Raw genomic sequence first — 13274 nt, forward strand, 5'->3', positions numbered from 1 at the left:
TTTGGCACGCTGTTGAGTTCTCAAGGTGCGGTCGCTTCCTTTGTTCCCGTTTCCGGGCCCTCCGGGCGCTTCCTTCGTTTCCGACTCTATCAGATGTTTTCCACCGGGTTTTTCCGGCTTCGCGATCCGATAAAGGAGTCGGGGTGTGCTCCTACCGTGGAATTCGAATTCCATCTGGGAGCGAGAGAGATATTAGACCGTCGCGGTCGAACTGTCCAGTTCGAGGCAACCGTTCGAATCTACCTCCCCACGCGGACCGTGTCAACGGTCTTTGCGGGACGAAGAGGAGACTAGCAGCTCAACGGGCTTGTACGCACATCAGGCCGCGACGGGCAGTGATGAGCTCTGGTCAGCGGCCTGCAGGTCACCCGTCTCGCCCGCCTTCGCGGCCCGTCCGCCCAGCACCCACACGTAGACCAGGAACAGGGCCTCGGCCAGGACGCCGATGCCGATGCGGGCCCAGGTCGGCAGGCCGGAGGGGGTGACGAAGGCTTCGATGATCCCGGACAGGAACAGCACCACCGCCAGGCCCATGGCCATGCCCAGGGCCGCGCGGCCCTGCTCGGCCAGGGCCACCCGCCGGGTGCGGGGGCCCGGGTCGATGACCGTCCAGCCGAGGCGGAGGCCCGTACCCGCGGCGACGAACACGGCCGTCAGCTCCAGCAGGCCGTGCGGGAGCAGCAGGCCGAGGAGCGTGTCCAGGCGGCCGGCCGAACCCATCAGACCGATCGCGACGCCGAGGTTGAGCATGTTCTGGAAGAGGATCCAGAGCACCGGGAGGCCCAGGAAGGCGCCCAGGACCAGGCACATGGCGGCGGCCCTGGCGTTGTTCGTCCACACCTGGGCGGCGAAGGAGGTCGCCGGGTGGCTGGAGTAGTACGTCTCGTAGGCACCGCCCGGCTTGGTCATCTCCCGCAGCTCCGTCGGGGCGCCGATGGCGGCCTGAACCTCGGGGTGCGCCGCGATCCACCAGCCGATCAGCGCGCCGAGGGCGATCGAGAGCAGCGCCGTGGGCACCCACCAGCGGCGGCTGCGGTACACGGCGGCCGGGAAGCCCTCGGTGAAGAAGCGGGCGGCGTCGCGCCAGGTGGCGCGGCGGGTGCCGGTGACCGTGGCGCGGGCGCGCGCGACGAGCTGGGTCAGGCGTCCGGTGAGCATCGGGTCCGGCGCGCTGGACTGGATCAGGGAGAGGTGGGTGGCCGTGCGCTGGTAGAGCGCGATGAGTTCGTCGGCCTCGGCGCCGGTCAGCTTCCGGCCGCGGCGGAGCAGTTGCTCAAGACGGTGCCATTCGGCCTGGTGGGCGGTGACGAAGACGTCGAGGTCCATCCGGCTGCTGCTCCCCGCTGCGGTCCGTTGTTCTTCGCGTACCGCCCCGGGTGCTGACCGTACGAACGTCAGCTTGGCAGACTTGTCGACCAAGGGGCACGGCTTGGAGGGTGGGCATCGGTGAGCGATCTGGTGACGGGCGACGCGGTCGTCCTCGGACTTCGGCCCGCGCGGCTGCCGAGCCGGGCTCTGGCCATCGTGATCGACCTTGCGGTGCAGTGGGCGGTGTTCCTGGTCGTGACGACGGGCGTGGTGGCCGCGACCTCCTCGCTCGACGAGGCGGCGCAGATGGCGATCTCGATCGCGCTGTTCCTGCTCGTGCTGGTCGGGGTCCCGATCGCGGTGGAGACGCTGAGCCGGGGCCGGTCCCTGGGAAAGCTGGTCTGCGGACTGCGGGTGGTGCGGGACGACGGCGGGCCGATCCGGTTCCGGCACGCGCTCGTGCGCGGGGCGATGGGCGTGGTCGAGCTGCTGATGACCTTCGGGGTGGTGGCGATCATCGCGTCGCTGGTCTCGGCACGGGGCCGGCGGGTCGGGGACGTGTTCGCGGGGACGCTGGTGGTGCGCGAGCGGGTGCCGGGCGCGCGGGCGGCGTACGTACCGCCTCCGCCGCCTTGGCTGGCCGGGCGGTTCACGCAGCTGGACCTCTCGGCCGTGCCGGAGGGGCTGTGGCTGGCGATCCGCCAGTACCTGACGCGGATGAACCAGCTGGATCCGCACGTCAGCGCTTCGATGGCGGCGCGGCTCGGTGACGACCTCGTGGCGTGTACGGGTACTCCCGCGCCTCCCGGGGTGCCGGCGGCGGCCTACCTGGCGGCCGTGGTGCACGAGCGCCGCGAGCGGGACGCGCGGCGTGCCTTCGGGGACGGCGGCGTGGGGCAGGTGACTCCGGGCCCGCACGTGCCGGGGGCGGGTGCGCCGTACGCGGCGCCGGTCGCCCAGGCGCCGGGGCCGTTCGCGGCGCCTGGGGTCCAGGCGCCGCCCGCGCCGTACGGCCCGCCTGCTTCGTACGGCCCGCCCGCGCCTTACGGCCCGCCTGCTTCGTACGCGCCCCCGGGCGGGGTGGTGCCTCCGGTGGTGTCGCAGGCTCCGGCCGTGTCCGCCGCTCCCCCGGCCGAGGCGTCCGCGCCCGAGCGGCCCGCCACCGGGTTCGCGCCGCCGGCCTAGTCGGGCGGGAACTGCGAGGGCGGGGTTTCGAGGTCCTCCAGCTCGATGCCGGGTGCGGAGAGGACCACGTCGCCGGCGATGTGCACGGTGTGCTGCTCGCCCGTGTCCAGCTCGCTGACCTGGTACTCGTCCACCATGAGCGGCCCGCTGTCGGTGGTGTGCGCCTCGCTGCGGAGCAGGGCCCATGCCTGGTCCAGGGTGCGGGGGGCGAGGACGGGGTCGGTGAAGGCGACGAGGCGTACGCGCTTCGCCGGGTCGCCGGGAGCGAGGCGCAGCAGGCGGGCGGTGGCCACGAGGAAGGCCGGGGAGGTGCCGGTGAAGGCGTGGGCGGGGACGTTGCCCTCGGTCGCCTCGGTGCCGGTGGGGTCGGTGCGTACCCAGGTGACGCCTTCGAGGGCGGCGCCGCGGACCTGCCAGCTCGCGGCGTGGAGTTCGAGGCGGATGGGGCGGCCGAGGGCGTCGATGGTCAGGTCGACGGAGCCGCGGTGGTCCCCGGAGGGGCTGGTGAGCTGGGAGACGTAGCGCCAGCCTGAGGAGCCGGGCGCGCAGTGGAAGTGCTCTTCGCCGAGGGGGGTGTGGTCGTGCGGGTCGTGCAGCGAATAACGGCCGCGGGGCATGGGTTGGCCTCAGAACTCTCGGGGTGGGGCTCCGGATACGGGGCAGGCCCCCGGCACGGGGTGCGGGGGGCCTGCCTGTTGTGCTGGGTGCTGCGGGGCCGGTCCGGTACGGCGTACCGGGGCCGGCTCAGTAGCGGTAGTGGTCCGGCTTGTACGGGCCCTCGACCTTGACACCGATGTAGTCGGCCTGCTCCTGGCGGAGGGTCGTGAGCTTCACGCCCAGGGCGTCGAGGTGCAGGCGGGCGACCTTCTCGTCGAGGTGCTTCGGGAGCACGTAGACGTCGGTCGGGTACTCGTTCGGCTTGGTGAAGAGCTCGATCTGGGCCAGGGTCTGGTCCGCGAAGGAGTTCGACATCACGAACGACGGGTGGCCGGTCGCGTTGCCCAGGTTGAGGAGGCGGCCCTCGGACAGGACGATGAGGACCTTGCCGTCCGGGAAGGTCCAGGTGTGGACCTGCGGCTTGACCTCGTCCTTCACGATGCCGTCGACCTTGGCGAGGCCGGCCATGTCGATCTCGTTGTCGAAGTGGCCGATGTTGCCCACGATCGCCTGGTGCTTCATCTTGGCCATGTCCGAGGCCATGATGATGTCCTTGTTGCCCGTGGTCGTGATGAAGATGTCGGCCGTCTCGACGACCTCGTCCAGCGTCGTGACCTGGTAGCCGTCCATCGCCGCCTGCAGCGCGCAGATCGGGTCGATCTCGGTGATGACGACGCGGGCGCCCTGGCCGCGGAGGGACTCGGCGCAGCCCTTGCCGACGTCGCCGTAGCCGCAGACGACCGCGACCTTGCCGCCGATGAGGACGTCGGTGGCGCGGTTGATGCCGTCGATGAGCGAGTGGCGGCAGCCGTACTTGTTGTCGAACTTCGACTTGGTGACGGCGTCGTTCACGTTGATCGCCGGGAAGAGCAGGGTGCCCTCGGCCATCATCTCGTACAGGCGGTGGACGCCCGTGGTGGTCTCCTCGGTGACGCCGCGGATCTCGGAGGCCAGCTGCGTCCACTTCTGCGGGGACTCCGCGAGGGTGCGGTTCAGCAGCGTGAGGATGTGGCCGTACTCCTCGGAGTCCGCCGTGGACGGGTCCGGGGCCTGGCCGGCCTTCTCGAACTCGACGCCCTTGTGGACCAGGAGGGTGGCGTCACCGCCGTCGTCCAGGATCATGTTCGGGCCGCCGGTGGGGGTGTTCGGCCAGGTCAGCGCCTGCTCCGTGCACCACCAGTACTCCTCCAGCGTCTCGCCCTTCCAGGCGAAGACCGGGACGCCCTGCGGGCTGTCCGGGGTGCCGTTCGGGCCGACGGCGATGGCGGCGGCCGCGTGGTCCTGGGTGGAGAAGATGTTGCAGGAGGCCCAGCGGACCTCGGCGCCGAGGGCGACCAGGGTCTCGATCAGGACGGCGGTCTGCACGGTCATGTGCAGCGAGCCGGTGATGCGGGCGCCCGCCAGGGGCTGCGCGGCGGCGTACTCCTTGCGGATCGACATCAGGCCGGGCATCTCGTGCTCGGCGAGCGTGATCTCCTTGCGGCCGAACGCCGCGAGGGAGAGGTCGGCGACCTTGAAGTCCATGCGTGCTGCTCCTCAGGTTGGAGAGGGTGGGTACGGCTGAGCCGTGCACCTCGGGGGCGCACCAGCGCAGTCCGTCGGAGGTCCTCTCTCCCCTCGGCCGATCACGAGGATCGCCCGACCCGCCATCAGCAGCGACGTCTGACACCGCTTACGAATCTACACCGATCGGCCCAGCGCGCCCCAGCCGACCGGGCGACACGTCGCCGTGCGACTTCAGGCCTTCCGGCGTGCCGGTTTCGGGCCTTTCGGACTTTTGATCCGCCCCTTAGGCGGGGGAGGATGCTGGGTGGACCGCGCCGCTCGCGCGGTCGCGCAGCACCACCACGCGGCGTGAGGAGATTCCATTGACCAGTCCGGCCGGCCCTTCCGGGGGAGGGCAGAAGCGCCTGAAGCTGCTCGCCGTCACCGCGTGCCCCACCGGGATCGCCCACACGTACATGGCGGCGGAGAAGCTCCAGCAGGCCGCCGACCGCCTGGGCGTCGACATGAAGGTGGAGACGCAGGGCTCCATCGGCGCCGAGAACGTGCTCTCTGACAACGATGTCAGAGAGGCGGACGGCGTCATCATCGCCGCCGACAAGGAAGTGGACCGCGACCGCTTCGCCGGCAAGCGGGTCCTGTCGGCCGGGGTCGCCGACGGCATCCACCGGCCGGAGGAGCTGATCGCGCGGGTGCAGGGCGCGCCGGTCCAGGCGGAGGGCTCGGCCGGGGCGGCCGGCGGGGGCGGCGGCCGGGAGCGCAGCGCCGCGTACAAGGCGCTGATGAACGGCGTCTCGCACATGATCCCGTTCGTCGTGGTGGGCGGTCTGCTGCTGGCGGTCTCCATCGCGCTGGGCGGCCACACCACGTCGAAGGGCATCGTCTTCGACGAGGGCTCCTTCTGGTTCTACGTGAACGCCCTCGGCGGTCTCGGCTTCAAGCTGATGCTGCCGATCTTCTCCGGGTACATCGCGTACGCCCTCGGCGACCGGCCCGCCCTCGTGCCCGGCATGATCGGCGGCTTCCTGGCCGCCGACGCGGTGAACATCTACGGGGCGGAGGCGAACGCGGGCTTCCTCGGCGCCATCGCGACCGGTTTCCTGGCCGGCTACCTCGTGGTCTGGATCAAGAAGGTCAAGGTTCCCCGGTTCGTCCAGCCGATCATGCCGATCATCGTGATCCCGATCCTGTCGACGCTGACCCTCGGCCTGCTCTACGTCTACGTCATCGGCCGGCCCATCTCCTGGGTGTTCGTGCACCTGACCGACTGGCTCAACGGCATGACGGGCTCCAGCGCGGTCGTGCTGGGCGCCATCATCGGCCTGATGATCTCCTTCGACATGGGCGGCCCGGTCAACAAGACGGCCTTCCTGGTCGCGGTGGGTCTCATCGGCACCAACAACGCCGTGATGGGCATGGCCGCCGCGGCGATCCCCGTGATGCCGCTCGGGCAGGGCCTGGCCACGCTGCTGCGCCGCAGGCTCTACTCGGACCAGGAGCGCGAGACCGGCATCGCGGCGCTGTTCATGGGCTTCTTCGGCATCTCGGAGGGCGCCATCCCGTTCGCCGCGGCGCGGCCGGCCCAGGTGATCCCGGCGAACATGCTCGGCGGTGCGGTGGCCGGTGCGCTCGCGGGTCTCGCCGGGGTCGAGGACTCCGTGCCGCACGGCGGTCCGGTCGTCGCGCTCTTCGGCGCGGTCAGCGGGGTCGCGATGTTCTTCGTGGCCATCGCCGCGGGTACGGTCGTCACCGCGCTGGCCACCAACGCGCTGATCGACCTCAAGCGCCGCCGGGAGGGCACGGCCGCTGCGGTTCCGGTCGTCTCCCCCGCCCCCGGGCCGGCGCCGGCCGGCGCGGGCGTGGGCGTGGGCGCCGGTCCGGCCGTCGGGGCCGGCACGGTCACCGCGACCGCCACCGCCGCCCCGGCGGGTGCGCCCGCCGCTGCCGCCGTGGACACCAGGCCCGAGGTGCTCTCCGGCTACCTGACCGAGCGGACCGTCAGGACGGAGCTGGCCGCGGACTCCAAGGAGGCCGCGATCCGGGAGATGGCCGAGATGCTGGCGGCCACGGGCAACGTCCGGGACGTCGACGAGCTGGTGCGGGTGGCGCTGGCCCGCGAGGCCCAGGGCACCACGGGCCTGGGCGAGTCCATCGCCATCCCGCACGCCAAGACCGACGCGGTGAGCCGGCCGACGGTGGGCTTCGCCCGGTCCGCCGAGGGCATCGAGTGGGGTGCCCTGGACGGTACGCGGGCCCGGCTGGTCTTCATGATCTCCGTACCGGAGGCGGCCGCCGGGGACGAGCACCTGCGGATCCTGGCCCTGCTGTCGCGCAAGCTGATGGACGCGGACTTCCGGGAGCGGCTCGGGACCGCGCCGGACGAGCCCGCGGTCCTCGACGTGCTGCGCGAGATCCGGTAGCCACGCGCGAAACGCCCACCGGGCCCCGTACCGCCCAGGTACGGGGCCCGGCCGCTTACCGGACCCGCGGGTTCCGTACGATCCCGGCACGCTGATCCACTTCAGGGAGGGGACGTCGTGAACACGGGGCGGAGGCCGGGCCGGAGGCTCGGGATCGCGGGGGTCGCGCTGCTGCTGGCCGGGGTGCTGCTGGTGGGCGGGGCCGGGGCCGGAGCGCTGGTGGCCGGGCAGGAGCTCGTCGTCAAGAAGTACGACATCTCCAGCGACAGCATGCGGCCGACGCTGGAGCCGGGCGAGGTGCAATGGTTCGCCATGGGCGGTGCCGAGCAGCAGCCGGTCCGGCGCGGGGACGTCGTGCTCGTCGAGACGGACTGGGTGCCGGACGCACCGATCGCGAAGCGGGTGGTCGCCGTGGGCGGCGACCGGATCGCGTACGACGGGCGCGGCGGGGCGCTGACGCTCAACGGGCGGCCGCTGGACGAGCCGTACCTCATGGACCCCGAGGTGGCGGCGACCGTGTCCTTCGACGTGACCGTGCCGGAGGGGCGGGTCTTCCTGATGGGCGACAACCGGGGCAACTCCTACGACTCGTCCATGCACCTGGACGACGAGGGCCGGGGCAGCGTGCCGCTGGCGGCGGTGAAGGGCAAGGCGGTCGACCGGCCGACCGGGGTGATCGTGGCGGGCGGCCTGATGGTCCTGGGCGTGGTCGTCGCGCTCGTCGGCGGCGGGCTGGGGACCGCGGCGCTCGTGCTGCGCCGGCGGGCGGCCCGACAGGTGCCGGACGTGCCCGTCTGGGTGGGCCCCTGAGGATCGCGGGGGAAACGGCCGGGGCCCCCGCGGGCGGAAGTCGCCTGCGGGGGCCCCGGTCTGCCGGACGGCGGTGCTACTGGGCGGCCGCGGCCCGCTCCTGGTAGATGTCCGGCTCCAGGTAGATGACGCGGGCGATCGGCACGGCCGCCCGGATCCGCTCCTCCGCGGCGTTGATGGCGTCGGCGACCTCGGCGGCGGTTTCGTCGTGCTTGACCGCGATCTTGGCGGCGACCAGCAGCTCCTCCGGGCCGAGGTGGAGCGTGCGCATGTGGATGAGTCGGGTGACGGTGTCGCCGTCGACCATCGCGGCCTTGATCTTCTCGACGTCCTCGACGCCGGCGGCCTCGCCGAGCAGCAGCGACTTGGTCTCGGCGGCCAGGATGATCGCGATGACGATCAGCAGGACGCCGATGCAGAGCGTGCCGATGCCGTCCCAGACGCCGTTGCCGGTGAGCAGTGCGAGTCCGACGCCGCCGAGGGCGAGGACCAGACCGACCAGGGCGCCGAGGTCCTCCAGGAGAACGACGGGCAGCTCGGGCGCCTTGGCGCGGCGGACGAACTGGATCCAGGTCAGGCCGCCGCGCAGCTCGTTCGACTCCTTGATCGCGGTGCGGAAGGAGAAGCTCTCCGCGATGATCGCGAAGACGAGCACGCCGATCGGCCAGTACCACTGCTCGATCTCGTGCGGGTCCTTGATCTTCTCGTAGCCCTCGTAGATGGCGAACATGCCACCGACCGAGAACAGCACGATGGAGACGAGGAAGGCGTAGATGTAGCGCTCGCGCCCGTAGCCGAAGGGGTGCTGCGGCGTCGCTTCCCGCTGGGCCTTCTTGCCGCCGAGCAGCAGCAGGCCCTGGTTGCCGGAGTCGGCGAGCGAGTGGACGCTTTCCGCGAGCATCGACGACGAGCCGCTGAAGATGAATGCCACGAACTTGGCTGCGGCGATGGCGAGGTTGGCGGCGAGGGCCGCCACGATCGCCTTGGTTCCGCCTGACGCGCTCATGGGTGCAGGGTGTCCCTTCTCCGACCGGTGATTCGGCCGCACATTGTTGCAGCAGTCGGGAGGAACGCCACGTCAGACCACCACGGTGGCCCGGAAGACCGTGCCCGTACCGGACAATTCGGCTTTTTCGCCCGCCGGTACGAAGACCGAGCGGCCCGGGCCCAGCACCTCCTCCGCCGACTCCCCGCGGACCACGGGCGCGCCGGCCGTGCAGAGCAGGATCTGCGGGGTGACGGCCGGGAGTTGGCGGGGCGCGGAGCCGGGGGCGAGGACCAGGCGCGAGAGGCGGAACTCGTCGATGGGGGTGTCGTACACCTCCTCGCCGTTGCCCTCCGGGCGCAGTACGGCCGGGTCGCCGGCCTCGAAGCGCGTGACCCGCAGCAGTTCGGGGACGTCGACGTGCTTGGGCGTGAGTCCGCAGCGGAGCACGTTGTCGGAGTTGGCCATCAGCTCGACGCCCATCCCGTCGAGGTACGCGTGCGGGATGCCGGCGCCGAGGAACATCGCCTCGCCGGGCTGGAGCCGCACGTGGTTGAGCAGCATGGCGGCGATGACGCCCGGGTCGCCGGGGTAGTGGTGGGCGAGCTTGGCGTACGGGGCGTACTCGCCGCCCAGGCGTTCCACGGCGGCGCTCGCCTCGGCGACGGTGTGGGCCATCTCGGCGCGGTCCGCGGTGAGGACGGCGGTGAGGACCTCGCGCAGGGCGGCGTCCTCGGGGTGGGCGTGGAGCAGGTCGACGTACGGCTTGAGCGAGTCGACCTCCAGCGCGGCGAACAGGTCGGCGGTCCTGAGCGGGTCGCGGAAGCCGCACAGACCGTCGAAGGGCGTGAGCGCGCAGACGAGTTCGGGCTTGTGGTTGGCGTCCTTGTAGTTCCGGTGCGGGGCGTCGAGGGGGACGCCGCGCCGTTCCTCCTCCGCGAACCCCTCGCGGGCCTGGGTGAGGTCGGGGTGGACCTGGAGGGAGAGGGGCGCGCCCGCGGCGAGCACCTTGAAGAGGAAGGGCAGCCGGGGGCCGAACCTGGCGACGGCCTCGGCGCCGAGCTCCCGCTCGGGGTCGGCGGCGATCAGCTCCGAGAGGGCCGTCTCGCCCCGGCCGCGGTCCACCCGTGAGGGGGCACCGGGGTGGGCGCCCATCCACAGCTCGGCCTGGGGCTCTCCCGTCGGCGTGACGCCGAGCAGTTCCGGGATGGCTGTCGGGGAACCCCAGGCGTAGGGGCGGACGGTGTTCGAGAGGCGGTCCATCGGTCGTCTTCCTGGGAGGAGGAGCCGGGGCGGGCCACCGGGCCTGGCCTCGCGGGCCGGGATCCGGTCAGGCCGGTCCCCCGGTCGGGTACGTCCGCTCATGCGCGGCTGCGCCCGTCATGAACGTCCCCCTGAGGCCAGCGCCAGGTAGGCGGTGGCGAAGTCCGTGACGGCGAGGAGTTCGGCGAGCGTCTCCAGCTCGCCGCCCTCCTCCGGTTCGAGCTCGCTCACGGCCGTGTCGTGGCTGAGGGCGAGCTCGCGTGCGGCGGGTGCGGCGGTGAGTCCGCCGCCCGGCCGGTCACGCAGCAGGACGACCCGGGCGTGCAGAGCCTGTTGCTCCTCGACCCGGTCACGGAAGAAGTCTTCGGGATCCGCGCCGGCGGCGAATGCTCCGGAGAGCAGCACGCCGTGCGCGGGGAGGGCCATGGGCAGTTCGGCGACCAGCGCCGGGCGGCCGGCGAGTTCGGCGAGCACGGCGGCGAAGCGGCGGCCCGCGGGGCCGGCGGCCGCGCCCTCGGTCCAGATGAGCGGCAGGGAGTCGGCCAGCTCGGCGGCCAGGGTCTTGGCCGGGTTGGAGTACGTGGCGATGGCGGGCCCGCAGCGCTCCGCGGTGTGGTCGAGGCGGTCGGCGACCTTCTGGAGCTCCTCGGGGGCGGCGGAGATCAGGCCGACCTTGTCGAGGAGGACGAGCAGCGGGGTCAGCAGGGCCCAGAGCGCGCCGGGACTGGCGGAGGCGCTGTCGTCGTACTCCTGGTACGGGGCCTTGGCCATCGGGACGACGAGCCCGTGGGCGGCACCGACGGCCTCGCTGAGCGGCGAGCGCTCGGGGGCGACGGCCACGACGGTGCAGCCGCGCCGGTAGGCCTGCTCCGCGAGGACGGAGAGGCCGGGCTCGGAGCCGTCGGTGGTGGCGATGAGCAGCAGGTCGACCGACCCGGCCCAGCCGGGCAGCGTCCAGCGCAGCGCCCCGGCGGCCGGGGCCACTCCGGTGGGGTGCAGGCGGGTCACGGGCGCGGATGCGCCCGCGAGGGCGGTCAGCAGGTCCGCGACGCCCGTGGCCGCGGTGCCGGGGCCGGCGATGAGGACCGCCCGGGGGCGGCCGTCGGGCCGGAGGTCGGCCAGGCCCGCCTCGGTGGCGTGCCGGGCCGCGGTGCGGACCCGCGCCCCGGCTTCGGCGGCGCCGCGGAGCAGTCCGCGGCGGTCGGCCCTGCCGAGGGCCTCAGGGGCGTCGAGCAGGGACTCGTCCAGCATGGGGGCCTCCCACGTCCGTCGGGGCTACGGCACCGGTCAGGGGTCAGGCGGGGCGGCGGGCCTCGTCCACGAGCAGGACGGGGATGCCGTCGCGTACGGGGTAGGCCAGGCCGCAGTCCGTGCCGGTGCAGGTCAGCTCGGGGGTGTCGGCGGCCGACTCGTCCCGCAGCGGCGCGTGGCACGCGGGGCAGGCGAGGATCTCCAGGAGGCCGGCTTCGAGCGGCATGGGGTGTCCCTTTCGAACATGCGGTTTGGGCCAGGTCAGCGTACCGCCGGACGCGGCCGGGTGCGGCTCGGCGGGGTCCGTGCGGGGGGCGGCTCGGGGGGCGGTGCGGAGGGGGGCGGCGCGGGGGCCGGCTCGGGGGCCGGCCGTGCTCGGTGCGGTGCGGGGCCGGTCACGGGTGGTGTCCGGCCCCGTGACGGCGTCACGCGCGGACGAGCGCCAGCACCTCGTCGCGGACGCGGGCGAGGGTGTCCGCGTCCCGGGCCTCGACGTTCAGGCGGAGCAGCGGCTCGGTGTTGGACGGGCGCAGGTTGAACCACCAGTCGGCGGTGGAGACCGTCAGGCCGTCCAGCTCGTCGACGGTGGCGTCCGGCAGGTCCGCGAAGGCGGCCTTCACGGCGGCCGTGCGGGCCGTCTGGTCGGCGACGGTGGAGTTGATCTCGCCGGAGCCGACGTAGCGGTCGTACGCGGCCACCAGGCCGGACAGGGGCCCGTCCTGGCCCCCGAGGGCGGCCAGTACGTGCAGCGCGGCGAGCATGCCCGTGTCGGCGTTCCAGAAGTCCTTGAAGTAGTAGTGCGCCGAGTGCTCGCCGCCGAAGATCGCGCCGGTGCGGGCCATCTCCTCCTTGATGAAGGAGTGGCCGACCCGGGTGCGGACCGGGGTGCCGCCGTGCTCGCGCACGACCTCCGGGACGGACCAGGAGGTGATCAGGTTGTGGATGACCGTGCCGGAGCCGCCGTGGCGGGCCAGTTCGCGGGCCGCGACGAGCGCGGTGATCGCGGACGGGGAGACGCCCTCGCCGCGCTCGTCCACGACGAAGCAGCGGTCGGCGTCGCCGTCGAAGGCGAGGCCGAGGTCGGCGCCCTCGGCGAGGACGCGCGCCTGGAGGTCGACGATGTTCTTCGGGTCGAGGGGGTTGGCCTCGTGGTTGGGGAAGGTGCCGTCCAGCTCGAAGTACATCGGCACGACGTCCAGCGGGAGGCCCGCGAAGACGGTCGGCACGGTGTGGCCGCCCATGCCGTTGCCCGCGTCGACGACCACCTTGAGGGGCCGGATCGAGCCGAGGTCCACCAGGGACTTCAGGTGTGCGGCGTAGTCGTCGAGGGTGTCGCGGCGGGTGATCCCGCCGGTCGTGGCGGCGGGTTCGGGGGCGCCGCCGTCCAGCCAGCCCTCGACCAGTTCGCGGATCTCGGTCAGGCCGGTGTCCTGGCCGACCGGGGCCGCGCCGGCCCGGCACATCTTGATGCCGTTGTACTGGGCGGGGTTGTGGGAGGCGGTGAACATCGCGCCGGGCAGGTCCAGTTGGCCCGAGGCGAAGTACAGCTGGTCCGTGGAGCACAGGCCGATCTCGGTGACGTCCGCGCCCTGGGCCGCCGCACCGCGGGCGAACGCGCCCGACAGTTCGGGCGAGGAGGGCCGCATGTCGTGGCCGACGACGATCGCCGTGGCGCCGGTGACGCGGACGAACGCGGCGCCGAACAGCTCGGCGAGCGATGCGTCCCACTGGTCGGGGACGACCCCGCGTACGTCGTACGCCTTGACGATCTGCGACAGATCAGCAGCCACGGCCTGCCCTCCTGAGCTCCTGGGTGGTCCGCCCCAACCTACCCGCAGGAGATGGATGCGAACTGTGGGGTGGCCGTCGGAGTCCCGTCGGTTTCGAGCCGA

Annotated in this window: 11 protein-coding genes; 3 read left to right on the forward strand and 8 right to left on the reverse strand. The window is 72.6% G+C overall.

Annotation, left to right across the window (positions count from 1 at the left end; all coding sequences use genetic code 11):
- Positions 1–318: 318 nt before the first annotated feature.
- Positions 319–1326, reverse strand: coding sequence for a stage II sporulation protein M (locus ACIQUQ_RS12805; RefSeq protein WP_403974561.1), 1008 nt, complete (start codon positions 1324–1326; stop codon positions 319–321).
- 120 nt (positions 1327–1446) lie between these two features.
- On the opposite strand from ACIQUQ_RS12805, the gene ACIQUQ_RS12810 reads away from it, so the two are divergent.
- Complete coding sequence (locus tag ACIQUQ_RS12810; protein ID WP_403974563.1) at positions 1447–2493, forward strand: RDD family protein; 1047 nt, start codon at positions 1447–1449, stop codon at positions 2491–2493.
- Here the strand turns inward: ACIQUQ_RS12810 and ACIQUQ_RS12815 are convergent.
- Complete coding sequence (locus ACIQUQ_RS12815; protein WP_403974565.1) at positions 2490–3110, reverse strand: hypothetical protein; 621 nt, start codon at positions 3108–3110, stop codon at positions 2490–2492. The two genes, ACIQUQ_RS12810 and ACIQUQ_RS12815, sit on opposite strands and share 4 nt — an antisense overlap.
- A 127-nt stretch (positions 3111–3237) precedes the next feature.
- A complete protein-coding gene (gene ahcY, locus ACIQUQ_RS12820; protein ID WP_403974567.1) occupies positions 3238–4674 on the reverse strand; it encodes an adenosylhomocysteinase in 1437 nt (478 codons plus the stop codon).
- A 344-nt stretch (positions 4675–5018) separates the two neighbouring features.
- Between ahcY and ACIQUQ_RS12825 the strand changes: the two genes are divergently transcribed.
- Together ACIQUQ_RS12825 and lepB are read left to right on the forward strand one after the other, a co-directional pair.
- The gene (locus tag ACIQUQ_RS12825) at positions 5019–7073 is read left to right on the forward strand and encodes a fructose-specific PTS transporter subunit EIIC (protein ID WP_403974569.1); all 2055 of its coding nucleotides are present in this window, start codon (positions 5019–5021) and stop codon (positions 7071–7073) included.
- 117 nt (positions 7074–7190) lie between these two features.
- The gene (gene lepB / locus ACIQUQ_RS12830; RefSeq protein ID WP_403974571.1) at positions 7191–7883 is read left to right on the forward strand and encodes a signal peptidase I; all 693 of its coding nucleotides are present in this window, start codon (positions 7191–7193) and stop codon (positions 7881–7883) included.
- Between the two features lie 76 nt (positions 7884–7959).
- On the opposite strand, the gene ACIQUQ_RS12835 is transcribed toward lepB, so the two are convergent.
- From ACIQUQ_RS12835 to ACIQUQ_RS12855, 5 genes are all read right to left on the reverse strand, one after another.
- Positions 7960–8889, reverse strand: coding sequence for a cation diffusion facilitator family transporter (locus ACIQUQ_RS12835; protein ID WP_403974574.1), 930 nt, complete (start codon positions 8887–8889; stop codon positions 7960–7962).
- A 72-nt stretch (positions 8890–8961) separates the two neighbouring features.
- Positions 8962–10131: a mannose-6-phosphate isomerase, class I gene (gene manA, locus ACIQUQ_RS12840; protein ID WP_403974576.1), complete on the reverse strand. Its 1170-nt coding sequence runs from the start codon at positions 10129–10131 to the stop codon at positions 8962–8964.
- A 117-nt stretch (positions 10132–10248) separates the two neighbouring features.
- Positions 10249–11382, reverse strand: a complete 1134-nt coding sequence (locus tag ACIQUQ_RS12845; RefSeq protein WP_403974578.1) for an SIS domain-containing protein — start codon at positions 11380–11382, stop codon at positions 10249–10251.
- A gap of 43 nt (positions 11383–11425) precedes the next feature.
- Positions 11426–11608: a Trm112 family protein gene (locus tag ACIQUQ_RS12850; protein WP_403974580.1), complete on the reverse strand. Its 183-nt coding sequence runs from the start codon at positions 11606–11608 to the stop codon at positions 11426–11428.
- Positions 11609–11807: 199 nt separating this feature from the next.
- Entirely contained in the window at positions 11808–13172 is a 1365-nt protein-coding gene (locus tag ACIQUQ_RS12855; RefSeq protein WP_403974583.1) for a phosphomannomutase/phosphoglucomutase, read from the reverse strand.
- Between the last annotated feature and the right edge of the window lie 102 nt (positions 13173–13274).

Origin of the sequence: Streptomyces sp. NPDC101118 (assembly GCF_044759445.1) — a bacterium.
In the GTDB taxonomy this organism is placed as follows: Bacteria; Actinomycetota; Actinomycetes; order Streptomycetales; family Streptomycetaceae; genus Streptomyces.

Bases quoted from the DNA above. Each gene is read 5' to 3' on its own strand.
- ACIQUQ_RS12805 (WP_403974561.1), bottom strand. From the start codon at position 1,326: ATGGACCTCGACGTCTTCGTCACCGCCCACCAGGCCGAATGGCACCGT.
- ACIQUQ_RS12815 (WP_403974565.1), bottom strand. From the start codon at position 3,110: ATGCCCCGCGGCCGTTATTCGCTGCACGACCCGCACGACCACACCCCC.
- ahcY (WP_403974567.1), bottom strand. From the start codon at position 4,674: ATGGACTTCAAGGTCGCCGACCTCTCCCTCGCGGCGTTCGGCCGCAAG.
- ACIQUQ_RS12835 (WP_403974574.1), bottom strand. From the start codon at position 8,889: ATGAGCGCGTCAGGCGGAACCAAGGCGATCGTGGCGGCCCTCGCCGCC.
- manA (WP_403974576.1), bottom strand. From the start codon at position 10,131: ATGGACCGCCTCTCGAACACCGTCCGCCCCTACGCCTGGGGTTCCCCG.
- ACIQUQ_RS12845 (WP_403974578.1), bottom strand. From the start codon at position 11,382: ATGCTGGACGAGTCCCTGCTCGACGCCCCTGAGGCCCTCGGCAGGGCC.
- ACIQUQ_RS12850 (WP_403974580.1), bottom strand. From the start codon at position 11,608: ATGCCGCTCGAAGCCGGCCTCCTGGAGATCCTCGCCTGCCCCGCGTGC.